Origin of the sequence: Rhizobium sp. 768_B6_N1_8 (assembly GCF_051811225.1) — a bacterium.
Classification (GTDB): Bacteria; Pseudomonadota; Alphaproteobacteria; order Rhizobiales; family Rhizobiaceae; genus Rhizobium.
Window position 1 is genome coordinate 3,894,358 of sequence record NZ_JBPWPV010000001.1, and the last position, 23,063, is coordinate 3,917,420.

At 59.5% G+C, this 23,063-nt stretch carries 23 protein-coding genes; 7 read left to right on the forward strand and 16 right to left on the reverse strand.

Annotation, left to right across the window (positions count from 1 at the left end):
• Window positions 1-52 precede the first annotated feature (52 nt).
• Window positions 53-808 carry a sigma-70 family RNA polymerase sigma factor gene (locus tag AB8B33_RS19935; protein WP_439016642.1) on the forward strand — a complete coding sequence of 252 codons (756 nt, stop codon included), beginning with the start codon at window positions 53-55 and terminating at the stop codon, window positions 806-808.
• Window positions 805-1,605, forward strand: coding sequence for an anti-sigma factor family protein (locus AB8B33_RS19940; protein ID WP_439016643.1), 801 nt, complete (start codon window positions 805-807; stop codon window positions 1,603-1,605). The genes AB8B33_RS19935 and AB8B33_RS19940 overlap by 4 nt, the downstream gene beginning before the upstream one ends.
• On the opposite strand, the gene AB8B33_RS19945 is transcribed toward AB8B33_RS19940, so the two are convergent.
• Window positions 1,602-2,270, reverse strand: a complete 669-nt coding sequence (locus AB8B33_RS19945; protein ID WP_113325734.1) for a DUF1345 domain-containing protein — start codon at window positions 2,268-2,270, stop codon at window positions 1,602-1,604. The genes AB8B33_RS19940 and AB8B33_RS19945 overlap by 4 nt on opposite strands.
• A 97-nt stretch (window positions 2,271-2,367) precedes the next feature.
• Complete coding sequence (gene tal / locus AB8B33_RS19950) at window positions 2,368-3,333, reverse strand: transaldolase (RefSeq protein WP_439016644.1); 966 nt, start codon at window positions 3,331-3,333, stop codon at window positions 2,368-2,370.
• A gap of 446 nt (window positions 3,334-3,779) precedes the next feature.
• On the opposite strand from tal, the gene AB8B33_RS19955 reads away from it, so the two are divergent.
• Window positions 3,780-4,763: a sugar-binding transcriptional regulator gene (locus tag AB8B33_RS19955; protein ID WP_037103335.1), complete on the forward strand. Its 984-nt coding sequence runs from the start codon at window positions 3,780-3,782 to the stop codon at window positions 4,761-4,763.
• Between the two features lie 24 nt (window positions 4,764-4,787).
• On the opposite strand, the gene AB8B33_RS19960 is transcribed toward AB8B33_RS19955, so the two are convergent.
• Together AB8B33_RS19960 and AB8B33_RS19965 are read right to left on the reverse strand one after the other, a co-directional pair.
• Window positions 4,788-5,660, reverse strand: coding sequence for a bifunctional helix-turn-helix domain-containing protein/methylated-DNA--[protein]-cysteine S-methyltransferase (locus tag AB8B33_RS19960; protein ID WP_113324996.1), 873 nt, complete (start codon window positions 5,658-5,660; stop codon window positions 4,788-4,790).
• Between the two features lie 83 nt (window positions 5,661-5,743).
• The gene (locus AB8B33_RS19965) at window positions 5,744-6,241 is read right to left on the reverse strand and encodes a DUF2244 domain-containing protein (RefSeq protein ID WP_439017280.1); all 498 of its coding nucleotides are present in this window, start codon (window positions 6,239-6,241) and stop codon (window positions 5,744-5,746) included.
• A 22-nt stretch (window positions 6,242-6,263) separates the two neighbouring features.
• Here AB8B33_RS19965 and nth point away from each other — a divergent pair, with 22 nt between their 5' ends.
• Window positions 6,264-7,046 (forward strand): endonuclease III, encoded by a 783-nt coding sequence (nth, locus tag AB8B33_RS19970; protein WP_439016645.1) that lies wholly within the window; start codon window positions 6,264-6,266, stop codon window positions 7,044-7,046.
• On the opposite strand, the gene AB8B33_RS19975 is transcribed toward nth, so the two are convergent.
• A complete protein-coding gene (locus tag AB8B33_RS19975; protein WP_439016647.1) occupies window positions 7,011-7,589 on the reverse strand; it encodes a TetR family transcriptional regulator in 579 nt (192 codons plus the stop codon). The two genes, nth and AB8B33_RS19975, sit on opposite strands and share 36 nt — an antisense overlap.
• Window positions 7,590-7,670: 81 nt before the next feature.
• On the opposite strand from AB8B33_RS19975, the gene AB8B33_RS19980 reads away from it, so the two are divergent.
• Window positions 7,671-8,096: a VOC family protein gene (locus AB8B33_RS19980; protein WP_439016648.1), complete on the forward strand. Its 426-nt coding sequence runs from the start codon at window positions 7,671-7,673 to the stop codon at window positions 8,094-8,096.
• On the opposite strand, the gene AB8B33_RS19985 is transcribed toward AB8B33_RS19980, so the two are convergent.
• The gene (locus AB8B33_RS19985; RefSeq protein ID WP_113325000.1) at window positions 8,093-8,806 is read right to left on the reverse strand and encodes a sulfate transporter family protein; all 714 of its coding nucleotides are present in this window, start codon (window positions 8,804-8,806) and stop codon (window positions 8,093-8,095) included. The two genes, AB8B33_RS19980 and AB8B33_RS19985, sit on opposite strands and share 4 nt — an antisense overlap.
• 235 nt (window positions 8,807-9,041) lie before the next feature.
• Here AB8B33_RS19985 and AB8B33_RS19990 point away from each other — a divergent pair, with 235 nt between their 5' ends.
• Window positions 9,042-9,896 (forward strand): MurR/RpiR family transcriptional regulator, encoded by an 855-nt coding sequence (locus AB8B33_RS19990; protein WP_113325001.1) that lies wholly within the window; start codon window positions 9,042-9,044, stop codon window positions 9,894-9,896.
• A 1-nt stretch (window position 9,897) separates the two neighbouring features.
• Here the strand turns inward: AB8B33_RS19990 and AB8B33_RS19995 are convergent, their stop codons facing one another.
• From AB8B33_RS19995 to AB8B33_RS20035, 9 genes are all read right to left on the reverse strand, one after another.
• The gene (locus tag AB8B33_RS19995) at window positions 9,898-11,481 is read right to left on the reverse strand and encodes an FGGY-family carbohydrate kinase (RefSeq protein WP_113325002.1); all 1,584 of its coding nucleotides are present in this window, start codon (window positions 11,479-11,481) and stop codon (window positions 9,898-9,900) included.
• A complete protein-coding gene (locus AB8B33_RS20000; RefSeq protein ID WP_113325003.1) occupies window positions 11,481-12,170 on the reverse strand; it encodes an HAD family hydrolase in 690 nt (229 codons plus the stop codon). Before AB8B33_RS20000 ends, AB8B33_RS19995 begins: the two co-directional genes overlap by 1 nt.
• A 91-nt stretch (window positions 12,171-12,261) precedes the next feature.
• Entirely contained in the window at window positions 12,262-13,743 is a 1,482-nt protein-coding gene (locus AB8B33_RS20005; RefSeq protein ID WP_439016649.1) for a mannitol dehydrogenase family protein, read from the reverse strand.
• A gap of 103 nt (window positions 13,744-13,846) precedes the next feature.
• Window positions 13,847-14,845: an ABC transporter ATP-binding protein gene (locus AB8B33_RS20010; protein ID WP_113325005.1), complete on the reverse strand. Its 999-nt coding sequence runs from the start codon at window positions 14,843-14,845 to the stop codon at window positions 13,847-13,849.
• 18 nt (window positions 14,846-14,863) lie between these two features.
• On the reverse strand, window positions 14,864-15,694 hold the full coding sequence (locus AB8B33_RS20015; protein ID WP_113325006.1) for a carbohydrate ABC transporter permease: 831 nt from the start codon (window positions 15,692-15,694) through the stop codon (window positions 14,864-14,866).
• A gap of 1 nt (window position 15,695) precedes the next feature.
• Window positions 15,696-16,568, reverse strand: a complete 873-nt coding sequence (locus AB8B33_RS20020) for a carbohydrate ABC transporter permease (protein WP_113325010.1) — start codon at window positions 16,566-16,568, stop codon at window positions 15,696-15,698.
• A 133-nt stretch (window positions 16,569-16,701) separates the two neighbouring features.
• Window positions 16,702-18,012, reverse strand: a complete 1,311-nt coding sequence (locus tag AB8B33_RS20025; RefSeq protein WP_113325011.1) for an ABC transporter substrate-binding protein — start codon at window positions 18,010-18,012, stop codon at window positions 16,702-16,704.
• A 145-nt stretch (window positions 18,013-18,157) separates the two neighbouring features.
• A complete protein-coding gene (locus tag AB8B33_RS20030; RefSeq protein WP_439016650.1) occupies window positions 18,158-19,111 on the reverse strand; it encodes a sugar-binding transcriptional regulator in 954 nt (317 codons plus the stop codon).
• Between the two features lie 99 nt (window positions 19,112-19,210).
• Complete coding sequence (locus AB8B33_RS20035; RefSeq protein WP_439017281.1) at window positions 19,211-19,789, reverse strand: exopolysaccharide biosynthesis protein; 579 nt, start codon at window positions 19,787-19,789, stop codon at window positions 19,211-19,213.
• A gap of 261 nt (window positions 19,790-20,050) precedes the next feature.
• Here AB8B33_RS20035 and AB8B33_RS20040 point away from each other — a divergent pair, with 261 nt between their 5' ends.
• Window positions 20,051-20,962 carry an ROK family protein gene (locus tag AB8B33_RS20040; RefSeq protein WP_439016651.1) on the forward strand — a complete coding sequence of 304 codons (912 nt, stop codon included), beginning with the start codon at window positions 20,051-20,053 and terminating at the stop codon, window positions 20,960-20,962.
• Between the two features lie 54 nt (window positions 20,963-21,016).
• Here AB8B33_RS20040 and AB8B33_RS20045 read toward each other — a convergent pair whose 3' ends face one another.
• Window positions 21,017-22,930, reverse strand: coding sequence for a beta-N-acetylhexosaminidase (locus AB8B33_RS20045; RefSeq protein ID WP_439017282.1), 1,914 nt, complete (start codon window positions 22,928-22,930; stop codon window positions 21,017-21,019).
• Window positions 22,931-23,063: the final 133 nt, after the last annotated feature.

Below are 23,063 nucleotides of genomic sequence, written 5' to 3' on the forward strand. Positions count from 1 at the left end.
GCATGTGACCGCGGCTCTCGCGTGCAAATCGGCTGCTGTTGAAGCAGGGAAGATGATGACAAACGCTCAGATCACCTATCCCGTCGGATCGATCGACTGGATGCTGCTGCTCAATCGGCCGCTGCCAGAGACACGCATTCGAACATCAGCGCTGGCAACGCTTTTGGCGGGCGCTGTGCGGCTGTTCCACCTTATGGCAGCTGAAAAATCGGCCGACAGCCGTATCACGTCGAAGGACGATGCGACCGCGCAGCATGAATTCATGCAGCGCTTCCAGCACGTGATCGTTCCGCACTTGGACGCGGCCTATAATTTCGCCCGCTTCCTCAGCCGCGATGCCGAGGCCGCGCAAGATATCGTCCAGGAAGCATTCCTGCGAGCCTACCGAAATTTTGAGACCTATCGCGGCGGCGATCCACGTTCCTGGCTCTTTGCGATCGTCAGAAACTGCTGCCACGTCTGGCGCCAGCAGGATCGTCGCAAGACACATTTCGAGCGGCATCTTGACGACACCGATGGTGCCGACCCCGATGAGGATCAAGGCTACCAGATCGCTTCGGAGGAAGATTCTCCGGAGACGGCGATGATCCGGGCAAGCGAGCAGCGGCGTGTACGATCCGTCATCAGCAAGCTTCCGGAAACGATGCGGGAGATCCTCGTCCTGCGTGAACTCGAAGATCTCTCCTATCGGCAGATCGCCGAAATCATCGATGCACCGATCGGCACCGTCATGTCGCGCCTTGCGAGAGCACGGCGCGAATTCGCCGACATCTGGGATGCATGCAACAAGAGCGAGGCGGCAGGATGAGTGAAGCCCATCAGAAAGGCTGCCCCGAATGGCGCATCATGCTGCATGGTTTTATCGACGGCGAACTCGACTCCGTTCATGCAGCACAGTTCGAGGATCATCTGGCGACCTGTGAAAATTGCCGGGCGGAGATGGAAGGGGTCGCTGCCGTGAGGAAGATCATCGATCAGGATGGCGTGCGATGGAGGCCGCCGGAGGCTCTGCGTTCACAGGTACTTTCCATGCTGTCTTTCGAACAGACGGCGGCGAGCTCCAGCCTGCCGGTGCCACGCCAAGCGCCTTTCCGGCGCCGCACTTTCGACTTCATCCGGCAATGGAGCTTCGTACCGTCCTTGGCGGTGCTCGCGGCAAGTGCTTTTCTGTTCGTCAATGCGCCGTCGCAGACCCTGATCCTGCAGGACGAGATCATGGCAAGCCATGTTCGATCCATGATGGCGGATCATCTGACCGACGTCCTGACCTCGGATCAGCACACGGTAAAGCCTTGGTTCAATGGTAGGATCGATTTTTCGCCGCCCGTCAGCGATCTCGCCAAGGATGGTTTCCCGCTGGTCGGCGGACGTGTCGATTATATCGGCGGCCGTGCCGTCGCCGCTCTCGTGTACAGACGCCATGGCCATGTCATCAACCTGTTCATTTGGCCTGCGGCTTCAGGTGCCCAAACGACAACGGAGCACGACGGCTACAACATGGTGCAATGGTCGGATGGCGGACTGACGTTCTGGGCGATTTCGGATGTCGCCTCTGGTGACCTTGCGGAGTTCGAGAGCTTCTTCCGGTCTGCAGCAAGGCTCTAAAGCAGGCTTGCGCCAACATTGATCGCAAGTGCCAGAATGGTGGTGTTGAACAGGAACGACAGGAGCGCATGCAGCAGGGTGAACTTGCGCATCCTCGTCGAGGTCACTGCTACATCGGCCGTCTGCGCCGCGACACCGATTGTGAAGGAGAAATAGAGGAAGTCCCAATAAGCGGGCTCCTCGATTCCATCAGGGAATTTAAGCCCTTCGCACTTATCCGAGCCGCCATAGAAATAATGGGCATAATGGATCGTGAAAAGCGTGTGCAGGAAAAACCAGGAGATCAGGATAGTCAGGATCGCCGCAGCCGCACGCCACAGCGCGACATCTGCCGGTGCATCCTTGATCGAATGGAGCTCGATACCGATTCCGGCAATACTGGCGAGAGCCGCTGCGATTGATAGGAAGAGCAGGAAAGTATCGGAAAAATCGAGATCTTCCGATCGCTTCTTGATGCTCTCAACGGTCGCGCGAAGCATCTTGCGCCAGCTCAGCCCGATGAAGAAGATCGCCGAGGCATTCCAGCCGAACAGGATGTTGCTGGCGCTGACCTCCCGCGAGGTCAGCAGTAGAAACACGATGAAACCGCCGAGCACCGAAAGGAAGAAGCTTGCATGCTTGTAGACAATCGAGACCAGCGAATTTCCGTCATCCTCGTCAGCCACCACGATACTCCTGCCTCTATGCCCTTGATATCAACATGAAAAAGGCGCGGATGCCAGCGGCACCCGCGCCTTTCATCAAAGTGCGGCTTGCGCGGCCTTACGCAGCAGCGAGCTGCAGCTCCTTGCGGACCTGACTGCGCAGCGTGCCGAGATCCTTTGCGAATGCGCGAATGCCTTCTGCGAGCTTTTCGGTCGCCATGGCATCTTCGTTCATCATCCAGCGGAAGGTCTTCTCGTCGACCGTGATCTTTGGCTCGGCCTTCTTGGTTTCCGGCGACAGCTTGCGCTCAAGCTTGCCCTGATCGTTGGACAGTTCGTCGAGCAGGTTCGGAGCGATCGTCAGGCGATCGCAACCGGCCAGCGCTTCGATTTCGCCGGTGTTGCGGAAAGAGGCGCCCATGACGACCGTCTTGATGTCATTGGCCTTGTAGTAGTTGTAGATGTCGCGGACGGACAGAACGCCCGGATCTTCCTCGGCGGTGAAATCCTTGCCGGTCGACTTCTTGTACCAGTCGAGGATACGGCCGACGAAGGGCGAGATCAGGAATACGCCGGCGTCAGCGCAGGCAATTGCCTGAGCCTTCGAGAACAGCAGCGTCAGATTGCAATCAATGCCTTCCTTCTGCAGGACTTCCGCTGCGCGAATGCCTTCCCAGGTGGAAGCGAGCTTGATGAGGATGCGGTCCTTCTCGATACCGCGCTCCTTGTAGGCCGCGATGATGCTGCGTGCCTTCTTCAGCGACGCTTCCGTATCGAAGGAGAGATCGGCATCGACTTCGGTCGAAACGCGACCGGGGACGAGCTTTACGAGGGCTGCGCCAACGGAGATCGCGAGGCGATCGGCAACGGCTGCGGCCGTAGCATCGGCATTACCGCCGAGCTTCTTGCCCCAGGCGATCGCTTCCTTCATGTCGTCGGCAAACATGTCGGTGCCGAGCGCCTTGAGAACGATGGAAGGGTTGGTCGTGCAATCAACCGGCTTCAGGCGAGCGACAGCCTGGATATCGCCGGTGTCGGCGACGACGGTTGTGATCTCGCGGAGTTGGTCAAGCTTGGATGTCATGGTCAAATTCCTTTGTGAACTTGGGCTGCGGACCGGCGCGAGTTCCGCCCGGCAAAGAGGTGATCTAAGGACAGATGGTTTGCATACAGCAGGCGAATAGTCGCGCGTCCGTCACGGGTGAGTCGTAAACGTGAGAGACACTGGCGGTGTTCCCGGGGGCGGGGCTCCCAACGCCGGAATACGACGAGCACATCGCAAGCGATACCGCCTGCGGCTTAAAGGCCGGTCGAGACTTTCCGCATGCCCGCACATTGTCCTCCTCGGACGGACAAGAACGATGTTGTCGACCCTGACTATCGCCGCTCCGGCAACGAAAAGTCAAGGACATTTGTGCATTTCAATTGACATAAGTGTCACACCCGGCATTATCGCGGGAACAAAGCCGATGCCACAACCTTATGCTATCGATAGCAAAGATCTAGGGCGAAATCGGCGCGGGAGGAGATGTGGTCAAGCTGAAACGCGGCACGCATACTGCTTATTCCGAAGCCTCCTCGCTTCGGCTGCGGGCTGCATGGCTCTATTACAATGAAGGCCTGACCCAGAAAGATGTTGCCGAACAGCTCGGCATCAGCCGCACGACCGTCATCCGCCTACTCGACGAGGCGATGAAGCGCAGCGAAGTTCAGATATGGATCAACGACTCGATCGGCGACTGCGTGGAGCTTTCGGTCAAGCTGGAACGCGCCTATGGCCTCGATGAGGCGATCGTCGTGCCGGAACCCGCCAATTGTGACGTGAATTCACTGGCAAAGAATGTCGGTCTGGCGCTCGGCCAGTTCCTGTCGGAAGCCATTCCGGACGATTATACGATTGGCGTCGGCTGGGGCCGCACCATGACGGCCTCTCTCGCAAGCTTCCGGCCGCCACGACGCGACAATTGCAAGATCGTCTCCCTGCTCGGCGGCATCGTCGCCGTCCACCAGACAAACCCAATCGACTACACCTGGCGCCTTGCCAATCAGCTCGGAGCGGAATGTTATATGTTCCTTGCGCCGCTGCTCGTCGATTCCACCGAGACCAAGCGCAACCTCATCGAAAAATGCGGGCTCGATACGATCTATCGGCTGGCGGAAAACCTTGATCTCGCGATCGTCAGCTGCGGCGATATCGGCCCGCATTCGACGTCGCTGTCCGAGGGATGGATTTCGAAGGCCGAACTGCAGCAACTGATTGATGCCGGCTGTGTCTGCGACACCATGTTCAACTTTCTGGACAAGGACGGCAATTCCGTCGACCACTCGATCAATCAGCGGGTGATGTCGGTGGATCTCGATACGCTGAAGGAGGCGAAACACATCGTACTGTCCTCCGGCGGCGCGCATCGTGCGGTCGCGATCCGCGCAACGATCAAGCGCATCGGCTGTAATACGTTGATCACCGACGAGAGCGCGGCAAAGGCATTGCTGGAACTCGCCGAAGCCGCCTGAACGGCTTCGGCTGATCCCAATCGCTCAGGCGTGTGCCGATTCCCAGCCAAGCATGGCCCGTTTGCGGGTCAGACCCCAATGGTAACCGGTCAATGCTCCGTTTTTCCCGAGCGCGCGGTGGCAGGGCACGACGAAGGAAATCGGATTGGCCCCGACTGCCGCACCGACCGCGCGCATGGCAGTCGGCCGGCCGATGTCCTTGGCAATATCGCTGTAGGTCACGGCTTTGCCGAAGGGGATTTTCAGAAGGCTCTGCCAGACGCTGACCTGGAAATCCGTTCCGATCAGCACGACCCGCAACGGCTGGTCCGACGTCCAACGGCCCGGCTGGAAGATACGCTCGGCATAAGGCGCCGTCGCTTGACGGTCTTCCACATATTCCGCATTCGGCCAACGGCAGGTCATATCCTCAAGGCAGGCCTTCTCATCACCGGAATCGCTGAAGGCGAGGCCTGCGAGGCCGCGGTCTGTCACCATGACGAGGGCCGTCCCGAAGGGGCAGGTGTGGAACCCGTAGCGGATCGTCAGCCCGCCGCCCTTCGCCTTCCATTCGCCCGGAGACATTGCCTCATGTGTCACGAACAGGTCGTGCAGGCGGCTGGGACCGGAAAGACCCACCTCAATGGAGGTTTCGAGCAGCGGCATTTCTTCCTTGCGCAGCAGCCGCTTGGCGTGGTCGAGCGTCACGGCTTGCAGGAAGGCTTTCGGCGAAAGGCCGGCCCAGCGGGTAAAGGTCTTCTGGAGCTGCGTCGGCGACTGGTGCAGCCGAGCGGCAATCGCTTCCAGCGACGGCTGGTCGCGATATTCCTCGCTGATGAGTTCGATGACCTGACGGACGATATCGTAATCAGGGCCATCAGGAGTGATATCTGTGTCGAGCTTCGCGATCATGTTCATCGTCTTTCTCCTTTACAAAGGAGATAATCAAGGGCGGGCAGCCAAGCCACCCGTTTCTTGCGCCCTGATTCTTACGCAATGCCTCAGATACGCTGTTTTACCGTTGCCAGCGCGCGCTTGAAAGCCTTGGCGAAGCTCTCCCGATCGTCGGGATTGAGGAAGGAGCCGACATCCGTACGTTTGCCCTCCCCGAAAATATGCATGGAGAGAATGCCGATTTCCTGATGCCGCCGCACGAGGAAGCGCGTCCAGAATGGATTGAAGTGGTGCTCGATCATACGGCCGGACGGAGAGAACTTGCGCACGGACACATCTGTGCGCGAAACCGTCACCTCTTCCCGCACCCTGCCGGATCGGTAGCTCAGCCAGAAGGCGCCGTAGAGCAGCAGGAAATCCAGCCCGAAAAAGAAGCCGATTGGCCAAGCACCGGTGACGATGAAAAACATGCCGTACACGAAGCAGATGGCGCCGGAAACACTGAGCAACACCTTGAAGCCCTTCCGGCCGAGCGAGCGGTAGGGAAAAAGTTCGGCTGCGAAAACAGGCTGATCGTTACGGCTGTCGACGTTGCCTTCCATCATGGCCAGTGAGTATAGATTTTCCATGGCGAATCCGAAACTCAAATCCGTTACCAAATCGTCGCAAAACTCGAATGTGATCGTCCGCCGCAAGCCGGCGGCGGCGGTGAAAACCGCCTATTCATTAGCCGAGCGCGAGGAGATCTTCCGCCGTTTCTCCATCCAGCGTCCGGAGCCGCGAGGTGAGCTGGAACACACCAATCCCTTCACCCTCGTCGTGGCAGTGGCACTCTCTGCGCAAGCGACGGATGCCGGCGTCAACAAGGCGACTCGCGCGCTCTTCAAGATCGCCGATACGCCGCAGAAAATGCTCGATCTTGGCGAGGAGAAGGTTCGCGAATACATCAAGACGATCGGCCTATACCGCAACAAGGCGAAGAACGTCGTCGCGCTTTCGCAGATGCTGGTCGATGAATTCGGCGGCAAGGTGCCGGAGACGCGCGAGGAACTGGTTCGCCTGCCGGGCGTCGGCCGCAAGACCGCCAATGTTGTGCTCTCCATGGCCTTCGGCCAGGCGACGATGGCGGTTGACACCCATATCTTTCGCATCGCCAACCGCATCAGGCTCGCACCTGGCAAGACGCCGGACGAGGTTGAAGACCGGCTGATGAAGGTGGTGCCGAAGCAATACCTTTATCACGCCCATCACTGGCTCATCCTGCACGGCCGCTATACCTGCAAGGCCCGTCGCCCGGAATGCGAGCGCTGCGTCATCGCCGATATCTGCAAATCGCCGGAGAAGAGCAGCGATATCCCCGCACCATTGGTCGAGTTACCGCCGCAGGTGATCGGCGAGGCTGTCGAGTAAGGCAGCTATCGCCTGCTCGTAGTCCTCACGACTGCCGCCTGCTTCGATGGCGATCGCCGCGCGATCGAAAGCCGCTGACAGCATCGTCGTCAGTGGTCCGAGCAAAGCACTGGCCTGCGGCAGCAAGGCTTCGAGCCCTGTCCTCAATGTCGCCTCCGCATTCTCGGCATCGATCTGCGCAGTCGCGGGCAAGCCGATGACCGCCGGCGCCTCAAGCAGAAGCAGTCGCGTCCGCCCTTCCACATCCATTGCATCGAAATAGGCCGCGGCGCCTTCAAGCAGTGCGTCACGCGGTTCGATTTGACGCTTTGTGCGCCGCTCGATTTCGTCGGCGACATCGGTCGCCTCCCTTTCGATCACGGCCCGAAAGAGCGCTTTCTTGTCTTCGAAGTGATGATAGAGCGCACCGCGCGTGACACCGGCCTCTACAACGATATCGGGCGTGGCCGTCTCGGCATATCCCTTCTCGACGAAAAGCCGCCGCGCGGCATCCATCAGGGCCTGCCTGGTCTGTTCGGTTCTTTCGCGATTGCTGCGGCTCATCACTCCTCTTTACATACAATCTGCCTGTATGTTAAATAAAAAAACATACAATGTGTACGTAAAATCAAAAGGAGGAAAAGGATGAAATCGACGAGCTACTATCCCGTCATCATGACGGATAACGTTGCCGGCACGGCTGCCTTCTATTGCCGCCATTTCCGTTTCCAGCCACTCTTCGAAAGCGACTGGTACGTTCATCTGCAATCGACGGAGGATGAGCATGTGACACTCGCCGTGCTCGACGGCAGCCACGAAACCATCCCGGCTGCGGGCCGCGGCAAGGTTTCCGGCCTGCTCCTGAATTTCGAGGTCGAGGACGTGGATGCCATCTATGCCGCCTGCACGGAGGCAGGCCTGCCGATCCTCCGGGAGATCCGCGACGAGGATTTCGGCCAGCGCCATTTCATCACCGCCGACCCGAATGGCGTGCTGATCGATATCATCAAGCCGATCCCGCCGAGTGCAGAATTTGCGGCGATGTATGATGCCGCAGCGCTGCCCAGCTAGACCTTGAAACCGGGATCGCGAGCCGAAACCAGCTTGTGCAGATGTACCATCATGCCTGCCGCAAAGAGCGGCGTGAGCAGATTGACAATGGGAATCGCCAGGAAAAGTGCAATCATCAGACCGCCAAGAAAGACGGTCGGACCATGCTTGGCGCGAAACAGCCGCGCCTCCGGCGGCGAACGGAAGCGCATCGCCGCGAACTCGAAGAATTCCCGCCCGAGCAGATAGCCGTTCACGAGGAAGAAGGCCACGAGATTGACGCCGGGAATGAAGAGCAGGAAGAGCGCGATAATATTGCCGATGATCACGACGCCGAGGAATTTGATCGAGCTCGCCATCGCGGGGCCGAGCGGCATGGCCTTGCCCAGCGCATCCTGTGGATAGTCCCTTTTTTCGATCACCTCGGCGACATCGTCGAGAAAGAGGCCGGCAATCAGCGCCGTAACCGGCGAGAGCAGCAGCGCCAGCCCGAGCGCAAGGCCGATCCCGGCGGCGACAAGGAAAACGAAGCTGAGCCAACCGGCCCAGTCAGGCATCTCGGGAAAGAACCCGACCACCCAGGGAAATACAAAACTGATGAACAGGCCGCGCAGCGCAAACCACAAGCCAATCAACACCAGCACCGTCAGTCCGAGAACCTTCCAGAAAGCCGACCGGGTCTCCGGCGCAAACAGGTTGGCAAGCGAAAGGCGAGCGGCGTCAAGGATCATTCTCTGGCGTCTCCGTTACGCAGCGTGATGTAGGGAGCCGGCGTCCTCCCGGCAAGTCAGTTGAAAATTACATGCTTGAATAGAAAACTTGTCGAAAATTACATGCTAATATATAGTTCTCAATGTTGGAAATACGTGTGGGCCTAAGAAGAGCTTCCGGACAATATTAAGAAACAAGGATTCGGCTCTGCATGAATCCACGGAAGGCCTCTGAGGAAATGGGGGAGGCTGCGACGTGGAAGATTTTGTAGAGAAACTTAGGCAATACGCGAAATCCGGCACGCCCGCCGAACGACGAATCGCGAAATATTTCACCGAACATTTGAACGACCTGCCGTTCGAAACCGCTGCGTCGGTTGCCGACCGGCTTGATCTTTCGCCGATGACGGTCGGCCGTTTCCTGCGAGCGCTCGGCTACCAGGGCCTGGACAGCGTCAAGGTGGAGATCCGCGAGACGGCAACGACCTCACCCGTCCAGTTCCAGAGCGCGATGACGGAGCTGCAGACGGATGCGTCGGAAGGCAAGCCGCTCGCCGTTCTCGTGGCGGAGCAGATACAAGCGCTGCATCACATCTATCATCTGACCGCACAGCCGCATTGGAGTGAAGCCGTCGCGATGATCGGCGCCTCCAGAGAGGTTTTCGTCGCCACCCATGCCAGACTCGCCGGCTTCTCCAATCATTTCTGCCAGCGACTGACCCTGGCCCGCGACAGCGTGCGTGCGATCGACGGCGCGGGTAACCGCTTCGCGGAGCTTTTCGCCCGTTCCTTCGTCGAGGACGCCGTGCTCGTCATCATCGATTGTCGGCGCTTCGCCAGGTCACGGCTGCTTGCGCGCACTGCCCGGCGTTACGGCTACAAGGTGATCCTAATTTCCGCGCAGCATGCGGACTGGCTGCCCGAACAGTCAAACGTCGTCCTGCCTTTGCCGCCTGCCCGCGCGCCCGACATGGATAACCTGCCGCCGCTGATCGCCTTGCTCGATTGTCTGTCCGAGGCGGTCATTTTGGGCGCCGGCGAAGAGGCAAGCCAACGCCGCCGACGCATGGTGGAATTTGCAACTATCCTCGGCGAAACGGCAAATCGCTAAACTATTCCACCGCTTCCAGTTCCGCCCGATGGCGATACATGGCAAGAAATCGGCGATAGTCGTGATCGTAAAGCGCCTGCTTGCTCCTGTCGGGAAGCCGCACAGAGCCGCCAGGATACATCGCCTTGCCAGCCGTCGCCAAATCCTTGTGTAAGCCGCAGGCAACCGATGAGGCGATCGCGGTGCCGAGCAGTACCGCCTCGTTCATGTCAGGTACGATGACCTTGCAGCCCGTCACATCCGAATAGAGCTCCATCAGAACGGGGTTCTTCACATGCCCGCCGGCCACATGCAGCGTATCCGGCACGTAGCCGTGATCTCTCATCTTTTCGAGGATGTGGCGGATGCCAAGCGCAATTCCGACCGCGGTCCGCCAATAGAGCGCACAGAGCCCGTCGAAGGAGGTATCGAGCGTCAGCCCGCTGATGACGCCGACAGCATGCGGATCGGCCAGTGGCGACCGATTGCCGTGAAAATCCGGGAGAATGAAGATCCTTGCACCGAGCGCGTCACCCTCTTCTGTTCTGAGTTCGGCGATGCGGGCGACGATCCTCTGGTGCAGCGCCGCAGTCGGTTCACCACCCGCCGCGTGCATGCGCACGATATGATCGAGCAGCGCACCGGCCGCCGATTGGCCAGCCTCGACGAGCCACGATTGCGGAAAAACCGCCTCGTAATAGGGCCCCCACATTCCCTCGCTCGGCTTCCGCTCAAGGGAAAAGGCGACGATGCAGCTCGATGTCCCTGCAATCAGCGCAAGCTGCTGCTCGAGCTTTGCCGGATCGCCGGCATAGCCGCTGAGTGTGCCGAGCGCGCCGGCATAGGCATCGATCATCCCGGACGAAACATGGCAATCGGTGGTCAGGCCCAACGCTTCGGCAGCCTGCGGCGTCAGCTTGCCGATGCTCTCCCCAACGGCCACTGTCTCCTCAGGCAGCCTGCCGCGCAGCAATAAATCCTCAAGACCGATCTGCTGCAGGAAATCCTGCTGCCAGCCCCTTTCCTTATGAGCTAGGTAATTCCATTTGGCCGTCAGCGTGCAGCGGGATCGGACAGCCGAGCCGGTTGCCTTCCAGGTCAGGAAATCGGCAAGGTCGAAGAAGTATCCGGCTTTCTCCCAGGTCGCCGGCAGTTTCTTCTTCAGCCAGATCAGCTTCGGCATTTCCATTTCCGGCGACATGACATTGCCAGAATGTTCCAGCACTTCATGCTTCGTCGCCGTACAGAAATCGGCTTCCTTCAGGGCCCGATGATCGAGCCACACGATCGTATCGAACCGCGTCTCACCGCCAGTGGAAACGCTGATCTGCCTGCCTTCGGTATCGCGCACCACAAGCGAACAGGTGGCGTCGAAACCGATCGCGCCGATTGCGGCAGCCCCAATGCCTGACTGGTCCATAGCTGTACGCACGGCAGTGCAAACGGCCGACCAGATATCCTCGGAATCATGTTCGGCATGGTTCTCGCGCGGCCGGTTCATGACGATCGGATGCTCAGCCTTGGCAAGCAGGCGGCCATGCGTATCGAAGACACCGGCGCGTGCGCTGCTCGTGCCGACATCCACCGCAACCACATGATCACGCATCAATGCTGAGTCCCGTCCAGCTTTTGTTTGCGGACAAGGTGTATCAATTCCGGCATGGCGTCAAACACGACTTCCGGTGAAAGACGGTCGAGTTCCTCACGGTAGCCGGCAAAGTTTGCATGCGAGCCGCCGGTAAAGGCAAAGACCGTCATGCCCGCCGCCTTGGCTGCAGCAATACCCGCCGGACTGTCCTCGATGACGATGCAGTCACGGGGTTCCACATGCATCTGGTCGGCCGCATAAAGGAAGAGATCAGGCGCCGGCTTGCCGCGCTTGACCATGCTGGCGCTGAAGATGTTCGGCAGCTTCGGAAGCAGTCCGGTGACAGAGAGTGACAGTTTGATCCGCTCGACCTGGCTGGACGATGCAACACAGCAGGGAACGCCAAGCGCATCGATCGTATCGCCAATGCCCGGCATGGCCTTCAGCTCAGTGCGGAAACGGGCATAGAGATTGGTGCGGATGCTTTCCAGGAATTCCTCGTTGGCATGCACGTTGAATTCCGTCTCCAATATGGAGATGAGGGTTGCGAGGCTCTTGCCGAGGAAGCGTTCATAGGCCTCGTCCTCGGTAATCGCCACGCCGAGATCGGCCATCGCCTTGATGAGAACGCTGATCGAAATCGGTTCGCTGTCGACGAGCACACCGTCGCAATCGAAAATGACCAGCCGTGGTTCAGCATCAGCCATGGAAGACCCAACCTGAGTTCAGTTCGGACGCAACCGTCCTGCTTTGTCCGCAAGGCCGGGATGGCGGCAGAAACGTCGCCACCGTGATTCCTTACACTGCGAGCTTGCCGTCGAGATAGAGCTGCAACGTTTCCTTCGTGCCCTTTTCCCACAAGGTTTTCAGCGCGTGGGTGAAACGTTTGCGGAAAAGATCTGATTTCGCCACGTCGCCGAAAATATCGTCGAAGACGAGGAAGGCTGCCGGATCGTCCTTTGCCTTCACCGCCGCCTCATGCAGACGGTCGGCACTGGCATCGTTGAAGACGATCTCCTTGCCGCTGTCGCTCTTGCCGAAGAAGTAGCGGCACCATAGCGCCGAGACGAGCGCGAGGCCGACGACATCCTTGCCCTGGCGCAGATTGTCGAGCGTCGAGGGCAGGATGAATTTCGGCTGGCGGTTGGAACCGTCCTGCGCCAGGCGCGGGATCGTGTCGGCGATTTTCGGGTTGAGGAAGCGGCGCTCGATCAGCTTGAAATAATCGGCGAGCGACGTATCCGGCACCGGCGGCACGATCGGGATGATTTCCTCGTTCTCGAGCTTGGCGAGGAAGGCGCGGATCAAATCATTCTCCATCGCCTCATGCACGAAATGAATATCCATCAGCGCCGCCGGATAGGCGATCGTCGCATGGCCGCCATTGAGGATTCGGATCTTCATATGCTCATAGGGCGTGACATCGGGCACGAAGGTAACCCCGACCTTCTCAAGCGCCGGGCGGCCCATCGGGAACTTGTCTTCCAGCACCCACTGCTTGAACTCTTCGCAATAGACCGGCCAGTTGTCCTCGATATCGAAATTCTCCTTGAGGAAATCGATCTCGCGCTGGCTGGTTGCCGGCGTGATGCGGTCCACCATGCCGTTCGGGAAAGAGACATTGGTCTTGATCCAGTCGGCAAAAGCCGGATCAGAGAGCTTCGCCGTGCCGACGACGGCATTCGCAGTGACGACGCCATTATGGGGAATGTTGTCGCAGGACATGACGGTGAAGGGCGCGATGCCCTTGTCTTTACGCGCCTTCAGGCCGGCAACGATCAGGCCGAAGACCGTCTTCGGTATCGCCGGGTTCTGTCCGTCGGCGGCAATCGCCGGATGCGCCGGATTGAACTTGCCCGAGGCATCGATGAAGTAACCGCCTTCGGTGATCGTCATTGAGACGATCCGGATCTCACGATCGGCAAGCTTGGCGATGACAACAGCGGGTTCACCGACCGGCAGAATATCGATCATCGGCCCAGTCACCCGCGCCGCCGTCTTGTTGTTGTCCTGCTCGACGACGGTCGTCAGGAAATCCTGCGCCGCGAGCTTGTCACGCATGGCCGCATCCGAAGGCAGCACACCGGCGCCGATGATTGCCCAATCGTGGTCACTGCCGGCGTTGAAGAGGTCGTCGAGATAGATCGCCTGGTGGGCACGATGAAAATTGCCGACGCCGAAGTGCACGATGCCGGCTTTCAGCGACGCCCGGTCATAGGCCGGAATGGCTGCAGTCTTTGCTGCCTCGGCGAGCGTTGCCAGCGATAATTTGCACGTCATGTTTCAGTCCTCTTGAAGGTCTTGCGAAAGGGCTTTCGTCCTCCCGGTAGCGCGGCCGGACGAGAGCGCCCGGTCCGCATGTCTGCCCCCAGCCGCGGCCGCCTCAGATGGCGAGGCCGCTCTCGTTGAATTTATGAATGCGCGTCTTGTCCGGCGTCAGGTAGACCGTGTCGCCGGCCTTGGAAGCAAAATCGCCGTTGCTGCGCGCCGTCACCATCCCGATACCCTCGACATCGACATGCAGGAACGTGTCGGAGCCGAGATGTTCGGCCACCATGACCCTGCCCTTCCAGTCGCCACTTTCGGTCGACAGCAGCACATGTTCGGGACGGATGCCGATCGTGTGCGCATTGAGCTGCGCAGCATTCTGCCCCTTGATGAAATTCATCTTGGGCGAGCCGATAAAGCCTGCAACGAAGAGGTTTCGCGGGCTGCGGTATAGCTCCAGCGGCGAACCGACCTGCTCGATATTGCCCCTGTTGAGCACCACGATCTTGTCGGCCATAGTCATGGCTTCCACCTGATCGTGGGTGACGTAGACCATCGTCGTCTTGAGTTGCTGGTGCAGCTCGCTGATTTCAATGCGCATGTTGACGCGCAGCGCCGCATCGAGGTTCGACAGCGGCTCGTCGAAGAGGAAGGCCGAAGGCTGGCGCACGATAGCGCGGCCGATGGCGACACGCTGACGCTGGCCGCCCGAAAGCTGGCGCGGCTTGCGATCCAGATAGTCGCCGAGATTCAACACGCGGGCGGCATCGTCCACCTTGCGGTCGATCTCTGTCTTGTCCATGCCCGCCATCTTCAGCGGGAAGGCGATGTTGTTGCGCACGCTCATATGCGGGTAGAGCGCATAGGACTGGAACACCATCGCCAGACCCCGCTCGGATGGCGCCTTCTCGGTCGCATCCTTGCCGTCGATGACGATCTTGCCGCCGGAGACATCTTCGAGGCCGGCGATCAGGCGCAGTAGGGTGGACTTCCCGCAGCCCGACGGGCCGACGAAGACAACGAACTCGCCGTCCCTGATATCGAGATCGATCGAAGGGATGACCTTGGCCTCGCCGAAGACCTTCGAAACCTTTTGAAGGGTAATGCTGCCCATGTTTCTCTCCCTATGATCTTATTTCACCGCGCCGAAAGTCAGGCCGCGGACAAGTTGTTTCTGGCTGAACCAGCCGAGGATGAGGATCGGCGCAATCGCCATGGTCGAAGCCGCCGAAAGCTTGGCATAGAACAGACCTTCCGGGCTCGAATAGGAGGCGATGAAGGCCGTGAGCGGTGCCGCCTTGGAGGCCGTGAGGTTAAGCGTCCAGAACGCTTCGTTCCAGGCAAGGATAATGTTGAGCAGCAGCGTCGAGGCAATGCCCGGCACCGCCATCGGCGTCAGCACGTAGATGATTTCCTTGGCGAGCGAGGCGCCGTCCATGCGGGCGGCTTCCAGGATTTCTCCGGGGATTTCCTTGAAGTAGGTGTAGAGCATCCAGACGATGATCGGCAGGTTGATCAGCGTCAGAACGATCACCAGACCGGTGCGCGTATCGAGCAGGCCCGAATTGCGGAACATGAGGTAGATCGGGATGAGCGCGCCGACGGGCGGCATCATCTTTGTCGACAGCATCCACATCAGCACATCCTTCGTCCGCTTGGTCGGCGCAAAGGCCATGGCCCAGGCGGCCGGAATGGCGATGATGAGACCGATCAGCGTCGAGCCGAAGGAGATCACCACGGAATTCATGAAGTGGCTGAGATAGTTTGAGCGGCTCTGCACCTCCGCATAGTTCTCCGTCGTCCAGTGGAAGAACAGGAACTGCGGCGGCGAGGCGATGGCATCCGCCTCCGTCTTGAAGCTCGTCAGGAACGTCCAGAGGATCGGGAAGAAGATCAGGATGCCGAGTGCCCAGGCGATCGCGGTCATGATGACCTTGCGTTGGGTAGTAACCTTCCTAGCCATCTTAAGCCTCCAGATTCTTGCCGACGAGGCGGACGAGGAAGATCGCGACGATATTGGCGAGCACGACGGCAACGATGCCGCCTGCGGATGCCCCGCCGATATCGAACTGCAGCAGCGCCTGGACATAGACGAGATAGGTGAGGTTCGTGCTCTGCGTGCCCGGACCGCCATTGGTGGTAACCAGGATTTCGGCAAAGACCGACAGCAGGAAGATCGTCTGGATTAGGATGACCACGGTGATCGCGCGGGCCATGTGCGGCAGGATGATGTAGATGAACTTCGAGATCGGGCCGGCGCCGTCCATTTCGGCGGCTTCCTTCTGCTCTTCGTCAAGCGACTGCAGCGCGGTGAGCAGGATGAGCGTGGCGAAGGGAAGCCACTGCCAGGCGACGATCAGGATGATGGAGAACAGCGGTACGCTGGCCAGCCAGTCGATTGGCTGCAGGCCGACAGCCTTCGCCATATAGGCGAAGAGGCCGTTGACCGGGTTCATGAACATGTTTTTCCAGACAAGGGCCGCCACCGTCGGCATGACGAAAAAGGGCGCGATGACCAGGATGCGCACGATGCCTTGGCCATACATCGGCTGATCGAGCAGCAATGCGAAGAGAATGCCGCCGACCACGGTGATAACGAGCACGCCCGCAACCAGAACCAGCGTGTTGATGAGCGCGGCAAAGAAGGCCGGGTCGGTGAGGAAGTATTGGTAGTTTAAGAGACCGACGAAATTCTCCATGCCCGGGCTGAGCAGATTGTAGTTCAGCAGGGAGAAGTAAATCGTCATCGCCAGCGGGACGATCATCCACGCGAAGAGCAGCACCACGGAAGGTGCTATCATCAGGCGTGCTGCGGAGCGAGTGTGGAACGTTGCCATAGCAATCACCGGTCTGATCTGAAGCGGAAATGGCTGCGAAACAGCTTTGAAAAAAGCGGCCGCCGATGCAGTTCGGGCAATCGGCGGCCCAGAGGTGCGGAATGTCAAGCATTCCGTACGTCTCAGGAGGTTTTTACTTGATGTAACCCGCCTTGGTCATTTCGCGGGTGGTCAGCTGCTGCGCGCTCTGCAGGGCCTGGTCGACCGAGATCTGGCCGGCAAGAGCTGCGGAGAACTGCTGGCCGACAGCCGTGCCGATACCCTGGAATTCCGGGATCGCCACGAACTGGACGCCGACATAGGGAACCGGCTTCACAGTCGGCTTGGTCGGATCGGCGGAGTTGATGCTGTCGAGCGTCATCTTCGCAAAGGGAGCAGCCTTCTGGTAGTCGGCATTCGCATAGAGCGAGCTGCGGGTACCGGGAGGTGCGTTCAGCCAGCCTTCCTTCTCAGCAACGAGGTTGGTGTAGTCCTTGCTCGTTGCCCAGGCGATGAACTTCTCGGCGGCTTCAGACTTCTGAGAGCCTGCCGGGATGGCGAGGTTCCAGGCCCAGAGCCAGTTGCCGCGCTTGCCGAGGCCCTTGTCCGGAGCCAGCGCAAAGCCGACCTTGTCGGCGACCTGCGACTGCTTCGGATCGGCTACGAAGGAGGCAGCAACCGTTGCGTCGATCCACATGCCGCACTTGCCGGTCTGGAAGAGCGCCAGATTTTCGTTGAAGCCGTTGGAAGAAGCACCGGGAGGGCCGGCTTCCTTCATCAGGTTGACGTAGAAGGTCAGCGTGTCCTTCCACTCGGGCTGATCGAACTGCGGCTTCCACTGTTCATCGAACCAGCGGGCGCCGAAGGAGTTCGACATAGCCGTCAGGAAGGCCATGTTTTCGCCCCAGCCGGCCTTGCCGCGCAGGCAGATGCCGTAGATTTCCTTGTCCTTGTTGGTGACCTTCTTTGCAGCATCTGCAATGAAATCCCAGGTCGGCGCATCGGGCATCTTCAGGCCGGCAGCGTCGAACAGGTCCTTGCGGTACATGACCATGGAGCTTTCGCCGTAGAACGGAGCTGCATAGAGCTTGCCGTCCTGGCTGATGCCGCTGCGGATGGCCGGCAGCAGGTCATTCACGTCGTAGCTGTCGCCGAGGTTGTCGAGCGGCAGAAGCCAGCCCTGCTTTGCCCAGATCGGAACTTCATAGGTGCCGATCGTCAGGACGTCGTACTGGCCGCCCTTGGTCGCGATGTCGGTCGTGACCTTCTGGCGCAGAACGTTTTCTTCGAGGGTTACCCATTCAAGGTCGATGCCGGGATTCTTCGCCTTGAAGTCATCCGTCAGCTTCTGCATCCGGATCATGTCGCCGTTGTTCACGGTCGCGATTGTCAGCGTCTCGGCCGAAGCCATGCCGGCAAACGCCATTGCTGAGCAAGCGCCCAGCAGGAAAGTTCTCAATGTCATATCTTCCTCCCAGAAGATGAGTGTGAGCATTCGCTTTGCTCATGGGCAATTACTCATCAGCGGGCAGATTTTGTCAATCGGCAATCGTTGCTGCGACGCCGAACAAAACATCTATCTCATTGATTTAAAGGGAATATATTTTTGCTCAACTACTGAGCAAAAACTCAGCCGTCTCTTCGTCGGTAATCAAACCGTTCACCTGATGGCCTGTGATGGCAGCTCTGATCGCCTTGAACTTGCGCTTGCCCTTGGCAATTCCGATGACCGTGGACGAATCGCGCGGCGGGATGGGAGCAGAAGCAACACGCTCGTTGATCGGGTTGTCGAGCAGCCTGCCGTCCACGTCGAAAATCCAGCCGCAGATCTCACCCACGGCGCCGTCGCGCATCAGTTCCATCATCTCGTCTTTTTCAAGGAAACCATCGACGCAGAGCGGGCCATCGATGCCGAGTTCGCCGATACCGACGAAGGTCACATCCGCCTGCGCGCTGATCGCCAGCGTCGAGCGCACGAGTTGCTGACCGTGCAGAAGCTCCCGCTCCTCCGCCGAGGTGACGAGAACCGGCAGCGGCATCGGATAGTGCCGCGCCTTGACGGCATCGGCCATGCTGAAGATGACGTTGTAATAGGCGGCCGAACCATCCGGCGCGATATTGCCGGTCAGCGAGACGATACGGTGATTGGGACATTCGATCGCCGGCAGCTGGTCGACAGCCGCTTTCAGCGTTCGTCCGGTGCCGACGGCAAGCACGATCGGATCGGGGCGCTTCAGCCAGCGCTCGATTTCGGAAGCAGCCGCTTCGGCAATGCCAACCGTCGTCGACGATGAGCCGGGATCGCTCGGAACGATCTCGACATGCCGCAGACCGAATTTCTTGCGCAGCTGGTTGCCGAGCTCAAGGCAGGCGGCAATCGGATGGTCGAGCCGCACCTTGATCAGCCGCTCGGCCACGGCAAGCGAAACGAGCCGCTGCGCCGACTGGCGCGAAATACCCATCGAGGATGCGATTTCATCCTGTGTGCGGCCGGCGACATAATAAAGCCAGCCGGCGCGCGCCGCATCGTCCAGCCGTCCGGAAGTCTCCGCTCTTTTTACCATCTATCGCCGCCGATTAATTTCTTTGAGTCTATCTGGCGCCAGATCAAAACAAAAATCGGGCAAATGTCGAGGGCGTTGAAAAAATGAGCAGTCGCTTCCTTATCCAAACCACTGCATGACGATGTAGATGGCCGCCTTGACGAGACCGTAGATCACGCCGCCGGCAACGATGAGCGAGACTGCCGTCATGGCAAAGCCGAGAAGCGAGAACAGCCCGTCTCGGCCAAGAATGGCAAAGGCGAAGAGCGAAATCGCAATCGCCGGCAGGATATTGCCGAGCGGCACCGGCAGCACGAGAACGATCGCCAGCACCAGACAGCAGAAGCCAGCCAGATATTCCGCCGGCGGCTCGACGAAAATGCTCAATCGTGGCTGCAGCATGCGCTCCGCCCAGGCAAGCCAGGGATGAATGCGTCCGACGATCGTCTCGAAATCCTCCCGCAGCATGGAGCGCGCCGCAATCGCCTTCGGCAGCCACGGCTTCAGGCCGAAGGTAAGCTGTGCGGCAAGGAAGATCAGCGGTGCTCCGAGCAGCGACGAGGTGCCGGGCGGCGTCGGAAAGGCGTTCGGCAGCGCAAAGATCAGCATCAGCGCGCCGATCGCCCGGTCGCCCATCGTCTGGAACAGGTCGCCGATCGACACGCGTTCGCGGCTTCGATCCGCCGCCATCTGTCGCAGGATGGAAGACAGGCGCTTGCCTTTCGGACGCGGCCTGCGGGCGGTGGTTCTGTGAGTTTCGGTATTTTCGATTGTCATGGATCCGGCGTCGGAAGGGTGAATGATAGGAAGCTTGCCCATGCAATATGCCAATAGCATGACCTTGGCGGATCAAATTATCAGCTCATAACGATCAGGCTTTGTTCATTTATCGAATAATCCTTGTAATTCGCCGCCAAGAGTGCGAGCAGACGCCAAGCACAGACAATTGGCAGACATCAGATGATTATTTCATTCGATATCGGAGGCTCCGCCATCAAGGGCGGGATTGCGCGTTCGGAATCCGACATCGTACCGCTTGGCCGCCGCCCGACTCCCAAGGATGACTTCCCGGCTTTCGTCGAGACGCTGAAGAACATCATCGCCGAGACCGGCGAACAGCCCTTGCGCATTGCTCTCTCGATTGCCGGTGTCGTCGACCCGGACACGCAGCGCCTCATCGTCGCCAATATCCCCTGCATCCACGACCGCAACCTCGCCGCCGACCTGGAGGATGAACTCGGCCTGCCTGTGCTGATCGCCAATGATGCCGATTGTTTCGCCATGGCGGAAGCCGAACTCGGCGCCGGTCGCGGCCATCGTATCGTTTTCGGCGCCATCCTCGGCACCGGCGTCGGCGGCGGCGTCGTCTCAGATGGTCGCCTCATCAATGCGTCGGGCGGCTTTGCCGGCGAGTGGGGCCATGGCCCGATCATCGCATCGCAGGCCGGCACTCCGCCAGTTGCCATCCCCGCCTATGCCTGCGGCTGCGGCCAGAAGGGCTGTGTCGATACCGTCGGCGGCGCGCGTGGTCTGGAACGCCTGCACAAGACGCTGCACGATCTCGACTTCTCCAGCGAGGAAATCATCGCCAACTGGCGCAATGGCGAGGAAAAGGCCAATCGCACGATCGACGTCTATGTCGATCTCGTCGCCTCGCCACTAGCACTCGCCATCAACATCACAGGCGCAACCATCGTGCCCGTCGGCGGCGGTCTTTCGAATGTGGAGCCGCTTCTGGCGGAGCTGGATCAGGCGGTGCGCGCTCGTATCCTGCGGAAATTCGATCGCCCGCTGGTCGTGCGCAGTGAATGCCGTATCGAACCGGGCCTGATCGGCGCGGCCCTTCTGGGCCTCAAGGCTGAAGCTGCATAGTGAAATTCCAATAAAACGGTGCGGCGCTTTGCTGGATCGCGTAGAAACAGAGTTCTAAAGCGTCGGCCACATCCGGACGATCGCGGCAAAGCGCAGCCAGTCCTTCCGCAGACAGGGAGTCCAGGCCGCTTCGGCGATGGCCGGCAGCCGCGGGAAGACCAGCCTGTTGAAATAGGCCCGCGAGACGAAATTCTCGCCCCAGATACAGGCCTGGATACCGCGCATCCGCTCTCTCAGCTCCTCCGGCAATTCGCCTTCGGCTTCGTAAGCATAGGTCTTTTCCGGTGGCGTGAAGCCGGCCCAGCTGGCACCCGGCTCTCCCCAGTCTTCTGCCTGCGCCATGTCGAGATAGTAGGCCTGACCCGGCGTCATGACGATATCATAACCCTCACGTGCCAGCTCGATGCCGACGTCAGGTTTTTCCCAGGCCATCAGCAGCGTGCCCACGCGATCGACGCCGCCGCCCTGAGAAACCTCGTTCCAGCCGGCAAGCTTCTTGCCGCGCTTGGCAAGCATCGCCTTGATCCGTCGGAGGAAATAGGATTGCAGTTCAGCCGTACCCGCAAGCTTCTCACGCTCCATCAACGTTCTGCAAAGCGGCGAGGCAAGCCAGGAGCCATGTGGCACCTCGTCGCCGCCGATATGAATATATTCGGACGGAAAGAGCGGAAGCATTTCGTCGAACACCTTGCCGAGGAACTCATAGGTGAATTCAACCGCTGGATTGAGCGAATTATTGGGATATCCCTGCACCGACCGGTAGCCGTCCGGTGCCTCCTGTCCATCGACGAGCTGCGGTAGGGAGAGGAGTGCGGCGGAGCTGTGACCGGGTATATCGATCTCCGGCACGACTTCGACACGCAGCATGCCTGCATGAGCAACGATCCCTTTGACATCATCCTGGCTGTAAAATCCTGAACGTGGCTCCGCGCCATCGCCGAGCTGCGGCAATAGAACTTCGTCAGGCCCGCGCTTCGCACCGATCTCCGTAAGCTCGGGATAGGCCTTGATCTCCAACCGCCAGGCTTCATCGTCGGTCAGATGCCAGTGAAAAATATTGAGCTTGTTCCAGGCGAGGATATCGATCAGCCGCTTGATATCAGGGACCGGATAAAACTGCCTGCTGACATCGAGATGACAGCCGCGCCATACGTAGCGGGGTTGATCGGCGATAGTGCCGAAGACCGGAAACTGGAAGGTTTCCGGATCATGGCGCGCCCCATGCAGCATTTGCACAAGACTGATCAACCCGTAAAGCAACCCGGCCGCATCATCGGTACCAAGAATGATCTCCTGTGCCGTGAAACGTAGCTCATAGGCCGCCTCCATGATCGAGGATTCCCCCCTGAAGCGGATCTGTCGGCCCCCCTGAACCGGCTGCAGCGTGAAAGGCACGTTGTCCGCCGGAAAGAGCCGCTGGTAGAGGGCGAGCACCTTCTCCACGGCCCTGATATTCTTGGCACTCGAGCCGGCTGCCGGATAAAGTGCGACGGGCGGCACATCGCCCGGCCGCAGCGACAGGTGCAAGGGCCAGGGCAGCAACGAATATGGCTCAGTCACCTCACCCTTCGGCAGAAGCTCCGGCAATTCGCCGCGCTCCGCACCATCGAGCATCAGATCGCCAAAGCTGACGGGCACGTGCCGGCCATCGGCTAGCGTGAGGTAGGCGGATTTGATGCCCGACGTGACATGTTTCGGGCCGTTCGTCAGGCCTTCCACCGTAAACTGCCAGCTGCCACCTGGCTTGATGGTGAGCCCCTCGGGCGGAGAATACTCATGAAAATTCGCCACGCGCCGCTTCAGTGTCGCACCCTCGGCGACATGCTTGTCCGCCAGGCGGGTTAACGACGTGTAGGCAAGCGTAAAGCCGGACAGCGGCTTGGCGGACAGATTGAATAGCGTGAAGGTGAAACGCCCAAAGCTTCCTTCGACCGGACTCCAGCTCGCTTCCAGACGGTAATCGGCCACGGTCATACCTCCCTCCAGCTTATATAGAGCGATCTTTACTCCCGTTTAGCGCCACCGTCTTCTCGGCCGCTGGAAAATATCAGGCTGTACCGGCTACCTGCCGAACCCTATGGGCCGAAACAAAAATGGCGCG